This is a genomic window from Brevibacterium sp. BDJS002, assembly GCF_028201555.1.
Taxonomy (GTDB): domain Bacteria; phylum Actinomycetota; class Actinomycetes; order Actinomycetales; family Brevibacteriaceae; genus Brevibacterium; species Brevibacterium aurantiacum.
The window spans coordinates 2,377,269-2,398,229 of sequence record NZ_CP116392.1 but is presented as its reverse complement, the minus strand read 5'-3'; the positions used below and the strand labels follow the sequence as shown (position 1 = coordinate 2,398,229).

Annotated in this window: 19 protein-coding genes and 1 pseudogene; all 20 read left to right on the top strand. The window is 64.0% G+C overall.

Annotation, left to right across the window (positions count from 1 at the left end):
* The first annotated feature begins 11 nt into the window (after positions 1 to 11).
* The 20 genes and pseudogenes from rpsD (at position 12) to gmk (ending at position 20,952) form a co-directional block, all read left to right on the top strand.
* Complete coding sequence (gene rpsD / locus PGC08_RS11280) at positions 12 to 611, top strand: 30S ribosomal protein S4 (RefSeq protein WP_009881438.1); 600 nt, start codon at positions 12 to 14, stop codon at positions 609 to 611.
* 257 nt (positions 612 to 868) lie between these two features.
* Positions 869 to 3,523: an alanine--tRNA ligase gene (gene alaS, locus PGC08_RS11275; RefSeq protein ID WP_271708432.1), complete on the top strand. Its 2,655-nt coding sequence runs from the start codon at positions 869 to 871 to the stop codon at positions 3,521 to 3,523.
* Positions 3,520 to 3,996: a Holliday junction resolvase RuvX gene (gene ruvX, locus PGC08_RS11270; protein WP_029416490.1), complete on the top strand. Its 477-nt coding sequence runs from the start codon at positions 3,520 to 3,522 to the stop codon at positions 3,994 to 3,996. Before alaS ends, ruvX begins: the two co-directional genes overlap by 4 nt.
* Positions 3,993 to 5,135 carry an endolytic transglycosylase MltG gene (gene mltG / locus PGC08_RS11265; protein ID WP_193083661.1) on the top strand — a complete coding sequence of 381 codons (1,143 nt, stop codon included), beginning with the start codon at positions 3,993 to 3,995 and terminating at the stop codon, positions 5,133 to 5,135. Before ruvX ends, mltG begins: the two co-directional genes overlap by 4 nt.
* Positions 5,132 to 6,049 carry a shikimate dehydrogenase family protein gene (locus tag PGC08_RS11260; RefSeq protein ID WP_096177756.1) on the top strand — a complete coding sequence of 306 codons (918 nt, stop codon included), beginning with the start codon at positions 5,132 to 5,134 and terminating at the stop codon, positions 6,047 to 6,049. Before mltG ends, PGC08_RS11260 begins: the two co-directional genes overlap by 4 nt.
* Positions 6,050 to 6,076: 27 nt before the next feature.
* A complete protein-coding gene (locus PGC08_RS11255) occupies positions 6,077 to 6,847 on the top strand; it encodes a hypothetical protein (RefSeq protein WP_009881433.1) in 771 nt (256 codons plus the stop codon).
* 10 nt (positions 6,848 to 6,857) lie between these two features.
* Positions 6,858 to 8,063: a chorismate synthase gene (gene aroC / locus PGC08_RS11250; RefSeq protein WP_029416487.1), complete on the top strand. Its 1,206-nt coding sequence runs from the start codon at positions 6,858 to 6,860 to the stop codon at positions 8,061 to 8,063.
* The gene (locus PGC08_RS11245) at positions 8,060 to 8,683 is read left to right on the top strand and encodes a shikimate kinase (protein ID WP_009881431.1); all 624 of its coding nucleotides are present in this window, start codon (positions 8,060 to 8,062) and stop codon (positions 8,681 to 8,683) included. Before aroC ends, PGC08_RS11245 begins: the two co-directional genes overlap by 4 nt.
* A 79-nt stretch (positions 8,684 to 8,762) precedes the next feature.
* Positions 8,763 to 9,878: a 3-dehydroquinate synthase gene (gene aroB, locus PGC08_RS11240; RefSeq protein WP_009881430.1), complete on the top strand. Its 1,116-nt coding sequence runs from the start codon at positions 8,763 to 8,765 to the stop codon at positions 9,876 to 9,878.
* Between the two features lie 171 nt (positions 9,879 to 10,049).
* A complete protein-coding gene (gene efp / locus PGC08_RS11235; RefSeq protein WP_009881429.1) occupies positions 10,050 to 10,610 on the top strand; it encodes an elongation factor P in 561 nt (186 codons plus the stop codon).
* Complete coding sequence (gene nusB, locus PGC08_RS11230; RefSeq protein WP_029416485.1) at positions 10,611 to 11,018, top strand: transcription antitermination factor NusB; 408 nt, start codon at positions 10,611 to 10,613, stop codon at positions 11,016 to 11,018.
* 110 nt (positions 11,019 to 11,128) lie between these two features.
* Positions 11,129 to 11,680: a bifunctional pyr operon transcriptional regulator/uracil phosphoribosyltransferase PyrR gene (gene pyrR / locus PGC08_RS11225; RefSeq protein ID WP_101598257.1), complete on the top strand. Its 552-nt coding sequence runs from the start codon at positions 11,129 to 11,131 to the stop codon at positions 11,678 to 11,680.
* The gene (locus PGC08_RS11220) at positions 11,677 to 12,657 is read left to right on the top strand and encodes an aspartate carbamoyltransferase catalytic subunit (RefSeq protein WP_271708431.1); all 981 of its coding nucleotides are present in this window, start codon (positions 11,677 to 11,679) and stop codon (positions 12,655 to 12,657) included. The genes pyrR and PGC08_RS11220 overlap by 4 nt, the downstream gene beginning before the upstream one ends.
* The gene (locus tag PGC08_RS11215; protein ID WP_009881425.1) at positions 12,650 to 13,969 is read left to right on the top strand and encodes a dihydroorotase; all 1,320 of its coding nucleotides are present in this window, start codon (positions 12,650 to 12,652) and stop codon (positions 13,967 to 13,969) included. The genes PGC08_RS11220 and PGC08_RS11215 overlap by 8 nt, the downstream gene beginning before the upstream one ends.
* The gene (locus PGC08_RS11210) at positions 13,954 to 14,448 is read left to right on the top strand and encodes a PH-like domain-containing protein (protein ID WP_009881424.1); all 495 of its coding nucleotides are present in this window, start codon (positions 13,954 to 13,956) and stop codon (positions 14,446 to 14,448) included. The genes PGC08_RS11215 and PGC08_RS11210 overlap by 16 nt, the downstream gene beginning before the upstream one ends.
* Complete coding sequence (gene carA, locus PGC08_RS11205; protein ID WP_009881423.1) at positions 14,445 to 15,596, top strand: glutamine-hydrolyzing carbamoyl-phosphate synthase small subunit; 1,152 nt, start codon at positions 14,445 to 14,447, stop codon at positions 15,594 to 15,596. The genes PGC08_RS11210 and carA overlap by 4 nt, the downstream gene beginning before the upstream one ends.
* A 9-nt stretch (positions 15,597 to 15,605) precedes the next feature.
* On the top strand, positions 15,606 to 18,881 hold the full coding sequence (carB, locus tag PGC08_RS11200; protein WP_009881422.1) for a carbamoyl-phosphate synthase large subunit: 3,276 nt from the start codon (positions 15,606 to 15,608) through the stop codon (positions 18,879 to 18,881).
* Positions 18,881 to 19,738 (top strand): orotidine-5'-phosphate decarboxylase, encoded by an 858-nt coding sequence (gene pyrF / locus PGC08_RS11195; RefSeq protein WP_009881421.1) that lies wholly within the window; start codon positions 18,881 to 18,883, stop codon positions 19,736 to 19,738. The genes carB and pyrF overlap by 1 nt, the downstream gene beginning before the upstream one ends.
* A 320-nt stretch (positions 19,739 to 20,058) precedes the next feature.
* Positions 20,059 to 20,370, top strand: coding sequence for an integration host factor, actinobacterial type (gene mihF, locus PGC08_RS11190; protein WP_096158782.1), 312 nt, complete (start codon positions 20,059 to 20,061; stop codon positions 20,368 to 20,370).
* Positions 20,345 to 20,952: pseudogene (gene gmk, locus PGC08_RS11185) on the top strand (guanylate kinase). The gene mihF and the pseudogene gmk overlap by 26 nt, the downstream one beginning before the upstream one ends.
* Positions 20,953 to 20,961: the final 9 nt, after the last annotated feature.

The following is a 20,961-nucleotide window of genomic DNA, read 5'->3' as shown; positions in this document are numbered from 1 at the left end:
GTAACCGCCGGATGACGCGCGTCTCGCGCGCCCTCGGCATGCCGCTGACTCCGAAGGCGGAGAAGTACTTCGAGCGTCGCCCGTATCCTCCAGGCGAGCACGGCCGCGCACGTCGTCGCAATGACAGCGACTACTCGGTCCGTCTCAAGGAGAAGCAGCGTCTTCGCGCCCAGTACGGCATCCGTGAAGCTCAGATGCTCAAGACTTACAAAGAAGCCAGCCGCCTCTCCGGTCTGACCGGTGAGACCATGGTTGAGCTCCTCGAAATGCGTCTCGACGCCCTGGTCCTGCGTTCGGGCTTCGCCCGCACCATCGCCCAGGCACGTCAGTTCGTCGTGCACCGTCACATCACCGTTGACGGACAGCGCGTCGACCGCCCCTCCTTCCGCGTGAAGGAAGGACAGACCATCCAGGTGCACGAGCGCAGCGCATCGATGGATCCGTTCCAGGTTGCTGCAGCCGGTGGACACAAGGATGTTCTCCCTGCAGTTCCGGGTTACCTCAACGTCAACCTCGAGGGACTGCAGACCACTCTGCTTCGTCGCCCGAAGCGCGAAGAGGTTCCTGTGACCGTCGACGTTCAGCTGGTCGTCGAGCACTACTCGCGCTGATCACCCCAGAGGGATCGCACGGCAGCAACTGCCCGGAACATCGAGTTCCGGGCAGTTGTGCATTCACCCCCCAATTCGTTCGGACGGTGAACAACCGCCCGACAATCGCTCAACCACAGGACCGAACCTAAAGCTGATCTCGGGGTGACCAGCGGGTCGGCGGCGCGCAGCGTCGGCACCTCGCATAATGTGGTTGAGTCACTAAACTAGTCACTGATGAGTGCAAGAGTGCACACGCAACATGTGAAAGGCCTTGGATGAAGACGGCAGAGATCAAACAGCGCTGGTTGGACTACTTCGAAGCGAACGGGCACGCGGTCGTCCCCTCAGCGTCGGTGATCAGTTCCGATCCATCGATCCTGTTCAACATCGCAGGAATGGTGCAGTTCATCCCTTACCTCACCGGTCGGGAACCCGCTCCGTTCAATCGGGCCACGAGCGTGCAGAAGTGCGTGCGCACCGGCGACATCGAAGAAGTCGGAAAGACCACCCGCCACGGCACGTTCTTCCAGATGAACGGCAACTTCTCCTTCGGCGACTACTTCAAGCGCGAGGCCATTCGCTTCGCCTGGGGCCTGCTGACGAACTCCGTGGACGACGGTGGACTCGGCTTCGACAAGAACCTCCTGTGGGCAACGGTCCACGAGGACGACCTCGAGACCATCGACCTGTGGCTCGAGGAGACCTCGATTCCCCGTGAGCGCATCCAGCCGCGCGACAACGAGGACAACTTCTGGCACACCGGGCAGCCCGGTCCCGGCGGTTACTGCTCCGAGATCTACTTCGACCGCGGCCCCGACTACGGAGTCGAAGGCGGCCCTGTGGCCGACGAGGATCGCTACATCGAGATCTGGAACCTCGTGTTCATGGAGTTCGAGCTCAGCGAAGTCCGGTCCAAGGTCGACTTCGACATCGCTGGCGAACTCCCTGCCAAGAACATCGACACCGGCCTGGGCCTGGAACGCGTCGCCTTCTTGCTCCAGGGCGTCGAGAACATGTATGAGATCGACGAGGTCTTCCCCGTCATCGAAGCCGCCAGCCGGCTCTCCGGCCACCGCTACGGTGCCGATCACGACGCCGATGTGCAGATGCGCGTCGTGGCTGACCACGTGCGTTCCTCCCTCATCATCATCGGCGACGGTGTCCGCCCCGGCAACGAGGGCCGCGGCTACATCCTGCGCCGTCTCCTGCGCCGGGCCGTACGTGCAATGCGTCTCCTCGGCGTGACCAGCGAGGTCCTGCCCGAACTGCTCCCGGTGTCGATGGAGTCGATGAAACTCTCCTACCCGGAGCTTGAGACGGACTTCGATCGCATCTCCCGCATCGCTTATGCCGAGGAGAAGGCGTTCCTGCGGACTCTGGAGTCCGGCACTCAGCTGTTCCAGAACGCGGCAGCCTCACTGCCCGCATCGGACAAGACTCTCAGCGGCGACGTTGCGTTCGCTCTGCATGACACCCATGGCTTCCCCATCGACCTGACCTTGGAAATGGCCTCCGAGCAGGGCGTGAATGTCGACGAAGAGGGATTCCGTGCCCTCATGAGCGAACAGCGGACCCGGGCGAAAGCCGACGCGAAGGCGAAGAAGGGCGGCGGACATGCCGACCTCTCGGCCTATTCGGCACTGCTCGAAGACGGTGCCTCCGAATTCGTCGGCTACGACAGGCTCGAAGCCGACTCCCGGGTGCGCGGGATCGTCGTCGATGGTCTCGCCCAGGAAGTCCTCACACCAGGACAGACCGCCGACCTCATCCTCGATCTGACCCCGTTCTACGCCGAGGCAGGCGGGCAGCGTGCCGACATCGGCCTCATCAAGGGTCATGGCTTCACCGCTCGTGTCCTCGACGTGCAGAACCCCATCAAGGGTCTGCCCGCCCACAGGGTCGAAGTCATCGACGGCGAGATCCACGTCGGCGCCGAGGTTCTGGCCGTCGTCGACCACGACCACCGGTTCCAGGGTTCACAGGCACACACCGCCACCCACCTCGTCCACGCAGCACTGCGGGAGATCCTGGGCACGCACGCCGTGCAGGCCGGATCGATGAACCAGCCCGGCTACATGCGCTTCGACTACTCGTTCCCCGAAGCACCCAGCCAGCAGATGCGTGCGGAGATCGAAGACGTCGCCAACCTCGCAGTTCGCTCGAACTATGAGGTCGGCACCGAATTCCTGCCCTTCGAAGACGCCCGGAAGTCCGGTGCGATGGCGCTCTTCGGTGAGAAGTACCCGAACATCGTGCGAGTCGTCGATATCGGCGGTCCCTTCTCCCGTGAACTCTGCGGAGGCACCCACGTCGGTTCCTCCTCGGAAGTCGGGCCCATCTCTGTGCTCTCCGAAGCCTCCGTGGGCTCCGGCGTGCGCCGCATCGAGGCCGCAGTCGGCATGGACGCCTTCCGCTCCCTGGCCGCAGAACGCAGCATCGTGTCCTCCCTCTCCGACATGCTCAAGGTGCCAGGCACCGATGTGAAGGAACGCGTCGGGGACCTGATGAGCAAACTCAAGGACGCGGAGAAGGAGATCGCCCGCCTGAACTCCCAGCAGCTGTTGGCCTCAGCCGGCAAGTTCCTCGACAATGCCGAGACCGTGGGATCAACCCTGTTCGTCGTCGCCGACCTCGGCGACGTCACCAACGCAGGGGACATCCGCACCGTCGTCACCGACCTGCGCGGCAGAGTCAACGAACGGTCCGCTGTGGTTCTGGGAATCGGCACAGGCAACTCGAAGCCGGTCGTCGTGATTGCCACGACCGCCGCCGCACGTGAAGAGGGACACCAGGCTGGGAAGCTCGTCTCCCTGGCCTGCGGTGAACTCGGCGGCGGCGGAGGCGGCAAGCCTGACCTCGCCCAGGGCGGCGGCAGCGATGTCAGTGCGATTCCCTCTGCCATCGCAGCAGTCAAGGCAGCTCTCCAGTGAGTTTCCGCCGGGGCCGTCGATTGGGCCTGGACATCGGTTCGGTGCGCATCGGGGTGGCCGCCAGCGACCCCGATGGCATCCTCGCCACACCACTGACCGTGGTGAGGCGGACCGATGAACCCGCAGCGTTGAAGACGCTGCGGGAGATCATCGACGAATACGAACCGATCGAACTACTCATCGGCGACCCGAAATCCCTCGACGGATCGGCCCGAGCGGCAGCAGCAACGGCCTTGGAGTTCGCGAAGCGGATCAGCGCTGCCACGGCGACGCCGATCCGCCTCGTCGATGAGCGCTTCACCACTGTCGAAGCCCACCACGCCCTCGCAGCCGCAGGGAAGAACTCGCGTCAGCGCCGAGAGATCGTCGACGCCCAGGCCGCAGTCATCATTCTGCAGAACGCCCTCGAATACGAACACAACACCGGACAACCGGCCGGTCGAGCAATGCCCGACGAGGAGAGTGAGCAATGAGCCCGTTCCCAGGCGAGTTTTCGGAAGACGAAGGGCTGTCCAGGTCCGATCTCAAAGCCAAGAAGCACCGCCGGATGATGCGCAGACGCAGGACGACGGCCATCGTCGTCGTCTGTGTTCTCGTCTTCGGCATCGGCGGTTTCTTCGGTGTCAGAGCCGCCGGCGGAGTCTTCGACGACCTGTTCGGTCCCAAAGGCGACTATGAGGGCGCCGGCACCAGCGAGGTCTCTGTGGAGATCCCGCCGGGAGCCTCGGCCCGTTCCGTGGCCAACCAGCTCGTCGAAGCGGGAGTGATCATGAACTCCGAGCCGTTCCTCGATGAGGTCGAACGTCGAGACATCACGATTCAGGCCGGTCCGATCATCTTGCGCGAGAAGATGAGTTCCAAGGCGGCAGTCGAAGCGTTCGTCAATCCCATCAAACCGCCCAAGATCACGATCGCCGAGGGACGCAAGATCGAGCAGATCAAGTCCACGATGGTCGAATCGGGGATGAAGGCCGAGGCGGTCGACAAAGCCATCGACGATAAGACCCCGAAGGACTACGGCCTCGACGTCGATGCTCCCAGCCTTGAGGGCTATCTGTACCCGGCGACCTACGATCTCGACAAGGAGAAGACCGCCGAGGCTGTCGTGTCCGAAATGGTCGCCAAGACGAAGACCGAGATCGAGAACGCCGGCATCGACCTTGATGACGCGAATCGGATCATGACTCTGGCCAGCCTCGTCGAGATCGAATCGCCCGGTGACGAGGACGTCCGGAAGAAGGTGGCGCGGGTCTTCCTCAACCGCATCTCCGATGATTCGAAGACCGGCAAACTTCTCCAATCCGATGCCACCGTCGCCTACATCCACGGCGCCCGCAGCGACCTGACGACGACGAAGGAAGAACGCCAGTCAGACAGCCCGTACAACACGTATAAGCAGAAGGGGCTGCCTCCAGGGCCGATCAACTCGCCGAGCTCCGGGGCAGTCGATGCCGCACTCAACCCGACAGAAGGCGACTGGCAGTTCTTCGTTGCCACGAACCCGGACACAGGGGAGACCAAGTTCGCCGACACCTTCGACGAGCACCGGAAGAACGTCGAGATCTACCGGAAGTGGCTTAAGGAACATAACGAAGGCAACGGCGACGGATGACGATTTCGGCTGCGGTGCTCGGTCGCCCGATCGCTCATTCCAAGTCACCGCTGCTTCATCGTGCGGCGTTCCAGGCGCTGGGACTTCACGGCAGCGAATACGCCAGCTACGACCTCGGCGCCGATGAGCTCGAGGCGTTTCTGGCGGATCATGATCATGAAGTCGGATTCTCCCTGACGATGCCGCTGAAAGAGCAGCTCGTCGAGCTCGCACGCGCTCATGGGTGGGATCTCGACGACACTGCCGGGCTGACCGGTGTAGCGAACACCCTTGTCCGTTCAGCGAGTTCGACGGCAGTGGCCAATACCGATGTCCAGGGGATCGTGCGAGCCCTGGCACCAGGGCTGACCACGAGCGACACGGAATATGGTGACAGGGCCACGATCCTCGGTGCGGGAGCGACTGCGGCCTCTGCGCTGCTGGCCTGCCACGAATTGGGCATCACCTCGATCGAGTTCCTCGTGCGGAACCCTGATCGGGCGCGTCGGGTCCTCGAACTCAGTCAACGGCTCGGGATCACGGCGACCACCGCACCGCTGAGGCGGATCGAACCCGCTGCCATCGTCATCTCCACCCTCCCCGCCGAGGCGGTTCCCGAGCTGCAGTGGTCACCCGACTTTCACAGCGGAGTGGCACTTGATGTCGCCTATGCCGCCGAATCCGGCTTCCTTCGAGCGGCCGAGGCACATGGCCTGATCCCGGTCGAAGGCACGGTGATGCTCGTCGAGCAGGCTGTGGCGCAGTCGGAGATGTTCATCGCCGCAGCCGAGTCGCAGAACGCTGAGGCTGAGTTGCGGAACACGGAGACTGCAGACGGCGGAGACCGACGCACGAGGGACTCTGCACGTCGAGCAGCCATCACCGTGGCCATGTATCGAGCCCTCGAGGACGCACCTGGACCGGTAGGCGACTGACGACGGAGACGGGAAGGGCAGGCGAGGGTGGACATCGGAGTTCTCCACGTATGGCCGATCGGGGTCAGCGCCCTCATCAGCGCTGGCTTCGGACTGCTCCTGTCTCGCTCGACTTCATGGTGGACAGCCGATGACGGACACGTCGGCGTGCTCGCGAGATCACATGCCTTCCGCCCGCTGCCCTTGGCAGTCCTGGGCATCGTGCTCGCAACCGTTGCCACCCTGCTCTTCCCCGGGATCGGTCCCGCCTCCGTCGCTGGATCCTCGACGGCTTCCAACCCCGTCGCTGGCTCCTCGGCTGGCCTAGGGGCGTTCGACGCATTTCTGCTGGCGCTGAGCCTGGGCACAGCAGCCGCGGCCACACCATTCCTCGTCGTCGTCGACTTCGTCATCCACCGGCTGCCGGACAGGATCATGTACCCGCTCATCGGCGCCGAACTGTTGGTCCTCGCCCTCGGATCGCTCCTGGGAGAGTCCCAGATGTGGGTTCTGGCCCTGATCGCCGGTGGCGCCGGGGTGCTGTTCTTCGGCATCCTCCACCTGATCGGGCGAGTCATGCATGCACGCACCATGGGCCTCGGCGACGTCAAACTCGCCTTCGTCGTGTTCGGCGTGCCCACGCTGTTCTCGGTATGGGCGCCAGCTCTCGTCCTCATCATCATGATGCTCATCGCCGGCCTCGCGGCACTGCTGTCGGCGGCCGCACGACGCAGTCTGAAGACGACGACGATCGCATTCGGACCCGCAATGCTATCCGGAATGTGGTTCGGGTCGGTGCTTGCGCCAATCCTTTTGTAGAATCGGTTGAATGTTGAGATGGCTGACTGCAGGCGAATCCCACGGCGAAGCGCTGACTGGGATCATTGAAGGGCTTCCCGCCCACGTTCCGATCACCAGGGAAGATATCCGCGCGAGATTGGCTCGACGCCGATTGGGCTACGGCCGTGGAGCACGGATGAAGTTCGAAGCCGACGAGGTTCGCCTCCTCGGCGGAGTCCGACACGGTCAGACACTGGGTTCACCGGTGGCCGTTGAAGTCGGGAACACCGAATGGCCCAAATGGGAATCCGTGATGAGCCCCGACCCGATTGACGAGGACGAGCTCGCCGGTCAGGCCCGCAACGCCCCGCTGACCCGCCCGCGGCCCGGCCACGCCGATATCGTCGGAATGCAGAAATACGGGTTCGACGAGGCACGCCCGATCCTCGAACGCGCCTCCGCCCGAGAGACCGCGATGCGTGTAGCCCTGGGAACTATCGCCGCGAACTTCCTCGGCGAACTGGGCATCACACTCGTCTCCCACACCGTGGCAATCGGCACGGCTGCGGAGTCCACAGAAGCCACGTCCGAGCCAGCTTTGCCGCTCGCCTCGGACGTCGACGCACTCGACGCCGATCCCGTGCGCTGCTTCGACCCGGAACTCTCCGCACGCATGGTGGCCGAGATCGATGCTGCGAAGAAGGCCGGGGACACCCTCGGCGGCGTCGTCGAGGTCCTCGCCTACAACCTTCCGCCCGGACTGGGCTCGCATGTCCACTGGGACCGTCGGCTCGACTCCCGACTCGCTGGAGCCCTAATGGGCATTCAGGCGATCAAGGGCGTCGAGGTCGGCGACGGCTTCCTCACCACCCGGCGCCCCGGGTCCGCGGCCCACGACGAACTCGCTGTGGGTGACGACGGCATCCGACGCGTGAGCAACCGAGCCGGCGGCACCGAAGGCGGAATGTCGACAGGTGGTCCGCTGCGAGTCCGTGCAGGCATGAAGCCCATTGCCACGGTCCCACGCGCCCTGGCCACCGTCGACGTCGTCACCGGTGAACCCGCCAAGGCCAACCACCAGCGCTCCGACGTCTGTGCGGTTCCGGCGTCGGGAGTCGTGGCCGAGGCCATGGTGGCTCTCGTTCTCGCCGAGGCAGTGGTGGAGAAGTTCGGGGGAGACTCCGTGGCCGAGACCAAACGGAACCTGGATGCCTACGTGGCGGCCATTCCGGAGAACCTCCGAATCGGCCAATGACTCAACGCCCGCACCCGAAACCGGTTCCACCATTGGAACCGGTCCCGGCCTCGCAGTCGCGCATCGTCCTGACCGGGCCGCCTGCCGCCGGCAAATCCACGATCGGTCGGCTCTTGGCCGATCGACTCGATCTGCCGCTCATCGACACGGATGCGAATATCGTCGACAAGTACGGTGTCATCGCAGAGATCTTCGTCGAACGCGGTGAGGACCACTTCCGGCGGATCGAACGCGAGGTCGTCCGACGTGCCCTGCGTCGTCTCCTCGACCGTCCGGGAATCGTATCCCTGGGCGGGGGAGCGATCCTCAATTCGGGCACCCGAGCGCAGCTGGGTCATCCGGCGATCAAGGTCGTGCACATCGATATCGACGTTGACACCGTCATGACGCGATTGAACTCGCCGCATCGGCCTCTGCTGCGGGGTGCGGGAACGCCGGTCGAGAACTGGTTGGCACTCGTGAAAGAACGGGAGCCGCTCTACGACCAGGTCGCGACCTTCCGCGTCCACGCGTCGAATTCGCATCCTTCGACCATCGTCAACCGCGTCGTCGATGTCCTCACCGGGCTGCAGCGAGCCGAAGAGTATGCCAAGTACTCGGACCGGGAAGCAGAGAGTTAGGCTTGGGGACGCAAGACGTTCAGAAGTCAGCCACCGCGGTCATCACCGACGCGGAGGCAGCAAAGGGGAAAGTGCACGAATGAGTCTCACACGCATCAACGTCGAAGCCGGCGGGAACTACCCGGTTCTCGTGGGGCAGGGGCTCCTGGGTGAACTTCCCGAGCTTCTGGGGCCACGGGTCGAGAAGGTGCTCGTCATCCATCCTCGGGCTCTGCGGACGACGGGGGAGACGGTCCGTGACGACCTGCGCGCAACCGGCCTCGATGCCATCGTCGCCGAGATCCCCGATGCCGAGGAAGCCAAGCACGTCCAGGTCGCAGCATTCTGCTGGCAGGTGCTCGGCCAGAGTGATTTCACTCGCTCCGATGCCATCATCACGGTCGGCGGGGGAGCCGTCTCCGACCTCGGCGGCTTCGTCGCGGCCACCTGGCTGCGGGGAATCTCCGTCATCCACATCCCCACCACGGTGCTGGGAATGGTCGATGCGGCCATCGGCGGCAAGACGGGCATCAACACCGCCGAAGGCAAGAACCTCGTCGGTTCCTTCCATGCCCCCTCAGGTGTCCTCGTCGACCTCGACACGCTGCAGACGCTGCCGGAGAACGAGCTCTTCACCGGCCTCGCCGAGGTGGTCAAGACCGGCTTCATCGCCGATCCCAAGATCCTCGATCTGGTGAGCAGTCATTCGAAGGCAGAGATCGCCGAGGTGGACGGTCCCGTCCTGCGCGAGCTCATCGAACGCTCCATCGCTGTCAAGGCCGAGGTCGTCGCCGATGACTTCAAGGAATCCGGTCGACGCGAGATCCTCAACTACGGCCATACCTTGGCACACGCCATCGAGCACAAGGAGCGATACCAGTGGCGCCATGGTGCCGCCGTGTCCGTGGGCATGGTCTTCGCCGCCGAGGTGGCGGCGATGGTCAAGAGTCTTCCTCCCGAGACCGTCGACCTCCACCGTGAGCTGCTGACCAAACTGGGTCTGCCCGTGGCCTACCGTGCCGATGTCTGGCCGCAGCTGCTGGACACTATGAAGCGCGACAAGAAGGCCCGCGGCTCCATGCTGCGCATGGTGCTGCTGGGTGAGGTCGGGGCACCTTCGACCGTGGAGATCCCAGATGTCTCGATCCTCCATACGGCCTACCAGGAGATCGGGGAGGACTCGCCGCGGGTCATGCTCGGTGCGGACCTGGGCTGAAGGCAGCGCTCAGGGCAACCTGAGAGCGCAACCTGAGCCGAGTTCACAGGCCCGAGATGGCAGCCCCCGCAGGAGCTTGCTAGAATTGCTGTTTGGCGAAACTGCCAACCAATGCCAAACACACCCAATCACCTCGCGGTGGCCAAGACTGACACGAAGAAGGACGGATTAGTGGCTTCAACCAACGACCTGAAGAACGGCCTTGTGCTCAATATCGACAAGCAGCTGTGGCAGGTGCTGGAGTTCCAGCACGTCAAGCCCGGCAAGGGTCCGGCATTCGTCCGCACCAAGCTCAAGAACGTCATCTCCGGCAAGATCATCGACAAGACCTTCAACGCCGGAACCAAGGTCGAGACAGCCAACGTCGACCGTCGCGACATGCAGTACCTCTACCATGACGGCACCGACTACGTGTTCATGGACGCTGAGGACTACGACCAGGTCAGCGTCTCGCCTGAGCTCGTCGGTGATGCCGCCAACTACATGCTCGAGAACCAGAACCTGCAGATCTCCTTCCACGAGGGCACGGCGCTCTCCGTGGAGCTGCCGCCGTCGGTCGAGCTGCTGATCACCCACACCGAGCCCGGCCTGCAGGGCGACCGCTCCACCGGCGGCTCGAAGCCTGCGACGCTGGAGACCGGATACGACATTCAGGTGCCTCTGTTCCTCGAAGAGGGCACCAAGGTCAAGGTCGACACCCGCAACGGCGACTACCTGGGTCGCGTCAAGTAAGTGTCAGCACGTACGCGGGCCCGCCGTCGGGCCCTGGAACTGATGTTCGAGGCCGGTCAGCGACGCCTCGACACCGAGCAGATCGTGACCATGAGGTCCAACGATCCCGACTATCCGATGAAGGCCTACGCGGTGGAGATCGTCGAAGGAATCACGAGTCATCGTGAGGAGATCGACGAGATCATCGCCACCTATGCGGAGGGCTGGACCCTGGAGCGGATGCCGGCCGTTGACCTGGCGCTGCTCCAGATCGGGACCTGGGAGATCATCTTCAATGACGAGGTGCCCGACAAGGCAGCGATCGACGAAGCGGTGTCCCTGGCTAGGCAGTTCTCAACCGATGACTCACCCGGCTTCATCTCGGGTCTGCTGTCACGCGTCCTGGACGTCAAGCCGACCCTGATCTGAGTCCGCGGGTCCGGAATCCGGACCCGCGAACCGACCTCGCTCAACCGAGGTCTACAATCGAATCGAACCACTCCTTTAACCACCGTCCGGAGAGGCGGAGAAGGGGAAGCATGACACAGCGAACAGTGCTCGATGCCCCAGATATGAAACGGGCAATGACCCGTATCGCCCACGAGATCATCGAGTCCAACAAGGGCAGCGATGACCTCGTCCTGTTAGGGATTCCACGCCGCGGGGTGCCCCTGGCCACCCGGCTGGCCGAACAGATCGCCTCGATCTCGGCACGACCGGAGATGGCAGGCGAACTCGTCGGCAGCCTCGACATCACCATGTACCGTGATGACCTGCGCAGCGGCGCCTACCGCGCCCCGGAGCCCACCACCATTCCCGCCTCCGGCATCGATGCCAAGACCGTCGTCCTCGTCGACGATGTGCTCTTCTCCGGCCGCACCATCAGAGCCGCACTCGATGCGCTCTCGGATCTGGGTCGTCCGTCCAAGGTTCGGCTGGCCGTGCTCGTGGACCGTGGCCACCGGGACCTGCCGATCAGGGCCGATCACGTCGGGAAGAACCTCCCCACCTCCAGCAGCGAACGCGTCAATGTCTCCCTGGCTGAGATCGACGGCGAAGACGGCGTGACCATCTCGGGAGGCCGCGAATGAAGCACCTCCTCGACACCGTGTCGCTGAGCCGCGAGGACTCCATCTCGATTCTCGACATCGCCGAAGAGATGACACAGGTCTCTGACCGTGAGGTCAAGAAGCTGCCTGTTCTGCGTGGACGCACCGTGGTCAACCTCTTCTTCGAAGACTCGACACGGACCCGTCTTTCCTTCGAGGCAGCGGCCAAGCGGCTTTCCGCCGACGTCCTCAACTTCTCCGTCAAGGGCTCTTCGGTATCCAAGGGCGAGAGCCTGCAGGACACCATCCAGACGATCTCGGCCATGGGCGCCGATGCGCTCGTCGTTCGGCATCCCGGATCCGGCACCCCGCATCGCCTGGCCCACACCGGTTGGATCGATGTTCCCGTCGTCAACGCCGGCGACGGCACTCACGAACACCCCACTCAGGCACTGCTCGACGCCTTCACCCTGCGCCGTGCCCTCGGCGGATTCTCCGCCTCGGGTGCTGTCAAGGACGGCCCACGCGGACGCGGTCTCGACGGGGCGAAGGTCGCCATCGTCGGCGACGTCCTCCACTCCCGGGTAGCCCGCTCGAATGTTCACCTGCTGGCCAACCTCGGCGCCGAAGTCCATCTGGTCGCACCCCCGACGCTGCTGCCCTGGGGCGTCGAGACCTGGCCTGTGACCCTGCACTACGACCTCGACGAGGCGCTGCACAGCGAAGACTTCGCAGCCGTGATGATGCTGCGTGTCCAGCACGAGCGCATGCACGAATCGTTCTTCCCCAACGAACGCGAATACGCACGATTGTGGGGACTCTCCGCGGCCCGCCTGGCGGGACTGCCGAAGGAGACCTTCATCATGCACCCGGGGCCGATGAACCGCGGCTTCGAAATCTCAGCGGCAGCCGCCGACTCACCGCGCGCCCTCATCCTCGACCAGGTCGAGAACGGAGTCAGCGTGCGCATGGCGGTCCTGTACCGCCTCTTGACAGGCCAGGAGGAGACCAATGACTGACTATCTGATCCGCGGTGCGAACGTGCTGGGCCAGGGAAGTGCCGATATCGCCATCAAGGACTCGACGATCGTCGATCCGGATCTGCTCGATCCCGACGACACCTCGGTGGAAGTCGTGAGTGCAGAAGGACTGATCGCTCTGCCTGGGCTCGTCGACATGCATACGCATCTTCGCGAACCGGGAAAGGAAGACGCGGAGACGATCCTGAGCGGGTCACGAGCGGCCGCGGCGGGCGGGTTCACCTGCGTCCATGCGATGGCGAACACCGCACCTGTCGCCGACACCGCAGGCGTGGTCGAACAGGTCCACCGCCTCGGGCGTACCGCCGGCTACACCGAAGTCGTGCCCATCGGTGCCGTGACAATCGGACTCGAAGGCAAGAACCTCGCCGAAATCGGAGCCATGGCCCGATCGGCGGCTCGCGTCCGCATCTTCTCCGACGACGGGATCTGCGTCTCCGACCCGCTGCTCATGCGCCGGGCCCTCGAATACGTCAAGACCTTCGACGGAGTCATCGCCCAGCATGCACAGGAACCGCGCCTGACCGAGGGCGCGCAGATGAACGAGGGTGTCGTCTCCGCTGAGCTGGGACTGCCCGGCTGGCCCGCCGTCGCCGAGGAATCGATCATCGCCCGCGATGTGCTCCTGGCCGAGCATGTGGGCTCACGGCTGCACATCTGCCACGTCTCGACCAAAGGCAGCGTCGACATCATCCGCTGGGCGAAGTCGCGCGGAGTCGAGATCACCGCCGAGGTGACCCCGCACCATCTCATGCTCACCGACGAACTCGTCCGCAGCTTCGACCCTGTATACAAGGTCAACCCGCCGCTGCGCACCGAGGCCGATGTCACCGCACTGCGCGAGGCGCTGGCCGACGGCACGATCGACGTCATCGGCACCGACCACGCCCCACACACCGCCGAACACAAATGCAGCGAGTGGACGGCCGCGGCCATGGGCATGGTCGGCATGGAGACGGCACTGTCCATCGTCGTCGAGGCGATGGCCGACTACGACTTCGACTACGGCGACCTTGCCCGGGTCATGTCGGTGACTCCGGCGCGGATCACCGGGGCCACCGGCCATGGCAGCCTCGAAATCGGCTCCAGTGCCAACATCGTGCTCATCGACCCGAACTCGACGCACACGATCGTGCCCGATGACCACGCGACGAAGGGCCGCAACAACCCCTTCGCCGGTCTTGAGGTCTCCACCTCGATCACCGACACATTCTTCTACGGCCACCGGGTTCTCTCCGGCGGACGACTCAGCACACCCCATCCGGCAGGAGCATCATGGACAGACCAGTAAGCGTCATCATCATCGCGGTCGTCTTCCTGCTGCTGGTCCTCGCCATCACCTGGGGGTGGAGCCGACGAAAGAAGAGCCAGACCGACGTCCCGCAGCCAGCGAAGCCGCATATGGGAATCAAGCCCGTCGCAGAACCTGTCGAAGGCTCCTATGTGTCGACGACCCTGGCCGGGCACCCACTCGAACGCGTCGCCGTCCATGGTCTCGGCATCCGCACCACGGGAGAGATCGTCGTCACCGACGGGGGAGTCATCATGGACCTCGCCGGACGTGAGGACTTCCTTATCCCCAGGCGCGACATCGTCTCCGTCGACACCACCGCCGGCATGATCGGCAAATTCGTCGAACGCGGCGGCATCGTCCGCATCACCTGGCGGCTGGGGGAGACCCTCGTCGACACAGGCTTCCGCGCCCGTTACGCCGCCAGCACCACCCCCACCGTCGACCGCATCCGCGAAATGATCGAAGAGGCACAATGACACTGTCCACCACACCTGCCGTCCTCGTCCTCGAAGACGGACGCACCTTCCGAGGCTCTGCCTACGGCGCCATCGGAGAGACCCTGGGCGAAGCGGTCTTCGTCACCGCCATGTCGGGCTATCAGGAGACACTGACCGACCCGTCCTATCACCGTCAGATCGTGATCCAGACCGCGCCGCACATCGGCAACACGGGAATCACCGATGATGACGACGAATCGGCCAAGATCTGGGTCGCCGGCTATGTCGTCCGCGACGCCTCCCGCGTGTCCTCGAACTGGCGCTCCATCGGAGACCTGTCCACGCGCCTCGAAGAATCCGGCATCGTGGGCATCAGCGACGTCGACACCCGTGCCCTGACCCTGCATCTGCGCGAAGCCGGTGCCATGCGCATGGGCATCTTCTCCGGTCCCGCCGCCGATGCCGATGACAAAGAGCTGCTGGCCAAGGTCCAGGCCTCACCGCATATGGCCGGCGCGAAACTCGCCGAAGAGGTCTCGATCACCGAGCCCCAGCTCATCCCCGCTGTGGGAGAGCGGAAGTTCAGTGTCGCGGCCCTGGACCTGGGCATCAAATCGATGACGCCGGAACGCCTGAGCGAACGCGGCATCGACGTCCACCTCCTGCCCGCCACGACGAGCTTCGACGAGATCAAGGCGCTGGGCGTCGACGGAGTCTTCTTCTCCAACGGCCCCGGGGATCCGGCGACCGCCGATGACCAGGTCGGACTCCTGCGCGAGGTCCTGGCTGCGAAGATCCCGTTCTTCGGCATCTGCTTCGGCAACCAGCTGCTGGGCCGAGCACTGGGCTTCGGCACGTACAAACTGCCCTTCGGTCACCGCGGCATCAACGTCCCGGTCATGGACCGCACCACCGACAAGGTGGAGATCACCTCGCAGAACCACGGATTCGCCGTCGACGCGCCCCTGGAGGGCGAGACGCAGGCACCACACGACGCGGACTTCGGTCGAGTCACCGTCTCCCACGTGTGCCTCAATGACGACGTGGTCGAAGGCCTCCAGTGCCTCGACATTCCGGCGTTCTCCGTCCAGTTCCACCCGGAGGCCGCCGCCGGGCCTCACGATTCGAGCTACCTGTTCGATCGCTTCATCGACCTCATGTCCACTTCCCAGGTCGCACAGGCCTAAGGAGCACTCATGCCACTCAGACAAGATCTCAAATCCGTCCTGGTCATCGGTTCCGGACCGATCGTCATCGGTCAGGCCTGTGAATTCGACTACTCGGGCACCCAGGCCTGCCGTGTGCTGCGCGAAGAGGGCCTGCGCGTCATCCTCATCAACTCGAACCCGGCGACGATCATGACCGATCCCGATGTCGCCGACGCCACCTATGTCGAGCCCATCGATCCCGACATCATCGAATCGATTATCGAGAAGGAACGCCCCGACGCGATCCTGCCGACCCTGGGCGGTCAGACGGCGCTCAACGCCGCGATCGAACTCCACGACGCAGGAACCCTCGAGAAGTACGGGGTCGAACTCATCGGCGCCGACGTCGAAGCCATCCAGCGCGGCGAGGACCGTCAGAAGTTCAAGACCATCGTCGAAGAGTGCGGCGCAGAATCGGCCAAGTCCGTCATCTGCCACACCATCGACGAGGCACTTGCTGGTGCCGAAGAGCTCAACTATCCCGTCGTCGTGCGGCCGTCGTTCACCATGGGCGGGCTCGGCTCGGGCATGGCCTATGACGAAGCCGACCTGCGCCGCATCGCCGGAGCTGGACTGGGCGATTCGATGAACCACGAGGTGCTCCTCGAGGAATCGATCCTCGGCTGGAAGGAATACGAACTCGAACTCATGCGCGACCACAAGGACAACGTGGTCGTCATCTGCTCGATCGAGAACGTCGACCCTGTGGGCGTGCACACCGGTGACTCGATCACGGTGGCACCCTCGCTGACGCTGACCGACCGCGAATACCAGAAGATGCGCGACATCGGCATCGACGTCATCCGCGCCGTCGGCGTCGCCACCGGCGGCTGCAACATCCAGTACGCCGTGGATCCGAAGACCGGCCGCATCGTCGTCATCGAAATGAACCCGAGAGTCTCGCGCTCCTCGGCCCTGGCTTCGAAGGCCACCGGATTCCCGATCGCGAAGATGGCCGCGAAGCTGGCCGTCGGCTATTCGCTCGACGAGATCCCCAACGACATCACGAAGGTCACCCCTGCCAGCTTCGAACCGACGCTGGACTATGTCGTGGTCAAGATCCCACGGTTCACCTTCGAGAAGTTCCCCGCAGCCGACCCGACGCTGACGACGACCATGAAGTCAGTGGGCGAGGTCATGGCCCTGGGCCGTAACTTCACCACCGCCTTGCAGAAGGCCATGCGCTCGATGGAGCAGCGAAAGGCCTCATTCTCCTGGACCGACCTGCCCGACATCAGCGACGAGGACGTCAGAGAGTCCGTCCTCGAAGCCATCTCGCATGCCACCGCGGATCGCATCCACTCCGTGCAGCGGGGTCTGGCTGCGGGACTGACCAATGCGGAGGTCTTCGAGGCCTGCGAGATCGATCCCTGGTTCCTCGACCAGATCGAACTCATCAATGAGGTCGCCGAGTTCATCTCCGCAGCAGACGAACTCGATCCCCAGGTGCTCAAGGTCGCGAAGAACCACGGTTTCTCCGATGAGCAGATCGCCGAACTGCGCAGCATGGAGACCGGTGTCGTCACCGGTGTCCGCCACGCCCTGCGGATCCGCCCCGTGTTCAAGACCGTTGACACCTGTGCCGGTGAGTTCGCCGCACACACCCCGTACCACTACTCGAGCTACGACGAGGAGACCGAGGTCGCCCCGCGTGAGAAGCCGGCCGTGCTCATCCTCGGTTCGGGTCCGAACCGGATCGGTCAGGGCATCGAGTTCGACTACTCATGCGTGCACGCGACGATGGCCATCTCCGAGGCAGGCTTCGAGACCATCATGGTCAACTGCAACCCCGAGACCGTGTCGACGGACTATGACACGGCCGATCGTCTCTACTTCGAACCTCTGACCTTTGAGGATGTCATGGAGGTCTACCACGCCGAGGTGGCCGCCGGTCCCGTGCTCGGTGTCGTCTGCACCCTGGGTGGGCAGACCCCGCTGGGCTTGGCCGATAAGCTCAAGGCCGCAGGCGTGCCGGTCCTCGGCACCCAGCCTGAGGCCATCGACCTGGCCGAAGACCGCGGCGAGTTCGGGGCCGTGCTCGACCGTGCCGGACTCACCGCACCGAAGCACGGCACCGCCGTGACCTACTCCGAGGCCGAGAAGATCGCCGAGGAGATCGGCTACCCGGTCCTCGTGCGTCCGTCCTATGTTCTCGGTGGCCGCGGAATGCAGATCGTCTACGATCGCACGCAGCTGGTGGACTACATGGCCACGGCCACGGAGATCTCCGTGGACCGTCCGGTCCTCGTCGACAGGTTCCTCGAAGATGCCATCGAAATCGACGTCGATGCCCTCTATGACGGCACCGACATCTTCATCGGCGGCATCATGGAGCACATCGAGGAGGCCGGTATCCACTCCGGTGACTCGGCGTGCGTGCTGCCCTCGCTGACCTTGGGCGAGGATGTGCTCGAACGCGTGCGCACCGCCACCGCGGCGATCGCCGAAGGCACCAATGTGCGCGGACTGCTCAATATCCAGTTCGCCATCACCGCCGACGTGCTCCACGTCATCGAGGCCAACCCCCGCGCCTCGCGGACCGTGCCCTTCGTCTCGAAGGCCACGTCCACTCAGCTGGCCAAGGCAGCAGCGCTCATCGCGGTCGGCCGCACTATCGCAGATCTGCGCGGGGACATGCTCCCCGAGACCGGCGACGGTTCGCGGCTGCCTCTGGACCACCCGATCGCGGTCAAGGAAGCGGTCCTGCCGTTCCGACGGTTCAGGACCGTCGAGGGCAAGGTCGTCGACTCGATCCTCGGACCGGAGATGCGCTCTACGGGTGAGGTCATGGGCATCGACCACGACTTCCCGACGGCCTTCGCCAAGGGTCTCCTGGGCGCATCGGTGAAGCTGCCGACCTCCGGTACGGTGTTCGTCTCGGTCGCTGACCGGGACAAGCGCGCCATGGTCCTGCCCGTGAAGGAACTCGTCGACATGGGCTTCGACGTCGTCGCGACCACCGGCACGGCCGCGGTCCTGTCCCGCTACGGCATCAAGACCACTCAGGTGCACAAGCACTTCGAGGCCGATGCCGAGGATCGCACCATCCTCGACTACCTGGCAGCGGGGACGATCGATATGGTCATCAACGTTCCGTCCGGCCGTCAGGAACGCGCAGACGGCTACGAGATCCGTGCTTCTGCCACAGCGAACTCCGTGCCGCTGATCACCACTTTGGCCGAATTCGCCGCGGCAGTCACCTCGCTCGAGGTCGTCCGCGACAAGACGTTCAAGGTTCGCAGTCTGCAGGATTGGAGCGCGTGATGTTCGGCGCCCGCCTCCAGGCGGCCATGGACGAGCACGGACCACTGTGTGTGGGCATCGACCCCCACGATCATCTTCTCGAGGCCTGGGGACTGCCGCGCACGGCGGAAGGTGTGCGCGAATTCTCTCTGCGCACGGTGTCTGAACTGTCCGGGACTGTGGCCGCCGTGAAACCGCAGTCGGCCTTCTACGAACAATACGGTTCGGCCGGGGTCGCTGCGCTCGAAGAGACTCTGGCTGCCTGCCGGGAACACGAGCTCATCAGCGTCCTCGACATCAAACGCGGGGACATCGGGTCGACCATGGGAGCGTACGCACGCGCCTACCTGGAGCCCACCTCGGCGCTGGCAGCGGATTCGATCACGGTCTCCCCGTATCTCGGATTCGGGGCACTGGACCCGGCGTTCGACCTCGCCGAGGCGCATGATCGGGGTGTATTCGTCCTGGCTCTGACCTCGAATCCCGAAGGTGCGGAAGTTCAGCACGCGCGGCGTGGTGAGGCCGCCGAGGGCTTCGGTGACTCGGTCGCCGGGTCGATCGTGTCCCAGGTCGCCGCGCGCAACGAGGCAGACTCCACCGAGGGCTTGGGCCGGTTCGGCCTGGTGGTCGGTGCCACGATCGGATCCGCGGCCCGTGACCTCGGCTTCGACCCGGCCGCATGCGGCGGTCCGATTCTGGCACCCGGGGTCGGTGCTCAGGGAGCAGGGATCGCCGAGCTGATCGATGTCTTCGGATCCGAGGCCATCGCGGCCAACCAGATCCTAGCCACAACATCGCGGGCCGTGCTCAGCGCAGGACCCGAGGGCGTGCGGGCAGCGGCGAAGTCGCTCAACGAGTCCCTGACACAGGTGATCTGAGACTCGCAGGACATGTCAGCCGGTCGCGCAGGAGCTGTTTGAGACCACCTGAGCGTGTGTCTGATCTCACTGCGCTTAAGGCGTGCAGGCAGCGTCATTGTGCGGCCTGCACGCCTTCTCTCGTTGCCTGCTCTGTGCCGATTGCCTGAATGCTCTCCTCCGATTTTCTGCGTCGCCTGAGGTGGAGTGGGGTGGACCCGAAGTGAGCAGTTCTGCGAGCAATTGAGTTTTCTTTGCCGCTTTATGCCTCTCACGAGGGTTTTTGTTTTAGACTGAAGCAACTTCCCTACCTGCCCGTTCATGGTGACAGAGGAGATAATGTGGCACTCGAACCTTTGACCCCGCAACAGCGTTCAGCCGCTCTTGACAAGGCTTTCAAAGCGCGTCAGGCGCGAGCCGAGGTCAAATCAGCGCTGAAGAATGGTCAAACCGATCTCGCCGCCGTGCTGAAGAAGGCCGACGCAGACGAAGCACTCGCGAAGATGCGCGTTGTCGATCTGCTGAGATCCCTTCCGGGAGTCGGCGACCGGCGTGCGGAAGCGGCCATGGACGACGTGGGCATCGCCTCGTCACGTCGGATCAAGGGCCTGGGCGTACACCAGAAGAATGCCCTGTTGGAGAAATACTCCTGAATGTGTGAACAATAGATCTGTGAATAATCGACTGACCGTTCTCGCGGGTCCCACCGCGGTCGGAAAAGGCACCATCAGCGCGTACATCAGAGATCACCATCCCGAGGTCTGGTTCTCCGTCTCCGCCACCACGCGGCCACGGCGGCCCGGCGAAGTCGATGGTGTTCATTATCACTTCATCAGCGATGACGAATTCGACTCGCTCATCGCCGCCGGTGAGCTGCTCGAGTACGCCGTGGTCCATGGTCGCCACCGCTACGGCACGCCCTCGGCCCAAGTGCAGGAGAAGCTTGCTCAGGGGATTCCGGCCCTGTTGGAGATCGATCTGCAGGGCGCACGCCAGGTCAAGGACAAGATGCCGGAGGCGCTGTTCGTCTTCCTGGCACCACCCAGCTGGACGAGCTCGTGTCGAGACTCACCGGTCGCGGAACGGAATCAGAGGCCGAACAGGAGCGTCGACTCACCACTGCCAAGCAGGAATTGGCGGCCGAATCCGAGTTCAACGTCACCATCGTCAATGACCACGTTCGCACTGCGGCCGAAGAACTCATATCATTGATGGGTATATCCACTACCGATTAGATTGGACAT

Bases quoted from the DNA above. Each gene is read 5' to 3' on its own strand.
- PGC08_RS11245 (WP_009881431.1), top strand. From the start codon at position 8,060: ATGACTCAACGCCCGCACCCGAAACCGGTTCCACCATTGGAACCGGTC.
- aroB (WP_009881430.1), top strand. From the start codon at position 8,763: ATGAGTCTCACACGCATCAACGTCGAAGCCGGCGGGAACTACCCGGTT.
- carA (WP_009881423.1), top strand. From the start codon at position 14,445: ATGACACTGTCCACCACACCTGCCGTCCTCGTCCTCGAAGACGGACGC.
- pyrR (WP_101598257.1), top strand. From the start codon at position 11,129: ATGACACAGCGAACAGTGCTCGATGCCCCAGATATGAAACGGGCAATG.
- PGC08_RS11210 (WP_009881424.1), top strand. From the start codon at position 13,954: ATGGACAGACCAGTAAGCGTCATCATCATCGCGGTCGTCTTCCTGCTG.
- PGC08_RS11220 (WP_271708431.1), top strand. From the start codon at position 11,677: ATGAAGCACCTCCTCGACACCGTGTCGCTGAGCCGCGAGGACTCCATC.
- aroC (WP_029416487.1), top strand. From the start codon at position 6,858: ATGTTGAGATGGCTGACTGCAGGCGAATCCCACGGCGAAGCGCTGACT.
- pyrF (WP_009881421.1), top strand. From the start codon at position 18,881: ATGTTCGGCGCCCGCCTCCAGGCGGCCATGGACGAGCACGGACCACTG.
- mltG (WP_193083661.1), top strand. From the start codon at position 3,993: ATGAGCCCGTTCCCAGGCGAGTTTTCGGAAGACGAAGGGCTGTCCAGG.
- PGC08_RS11215 (WP_009881425.1), top strand. From the start codon at position 12,650: ATGACTGACTATCTGATCCGCGGTGCGAACGTGCTGGGCCAGGGAAGT.
- alaS (WP_271708432.1), top strand. From the start codon at position 869: ATGAAGACGGCAGAGATCAAACAGCGCTGGTTGGACTACTTCGAAGCG.
- PGC08_RS11260 (WP_096177756.1), top strand. From the start codon at position 5,132: ATGACGATTTCGGCTGCGGTGCTCGGTCGCCCGATCGCTCATTCCAAG.
- rpsD (WP_009881438.1), top strand. From the start codon at position 12: ATGACGCGCGTCTCGCGCGCCCTCGGCATGCCGCTGACTCCGAAGGCG.
- carB (WP_009881422.1), top strand. From the start codon at position 15,606: ATGCCACTCAGACAAGATCTCAAATCCGTCCTGGTCATCGGTTCCGGA.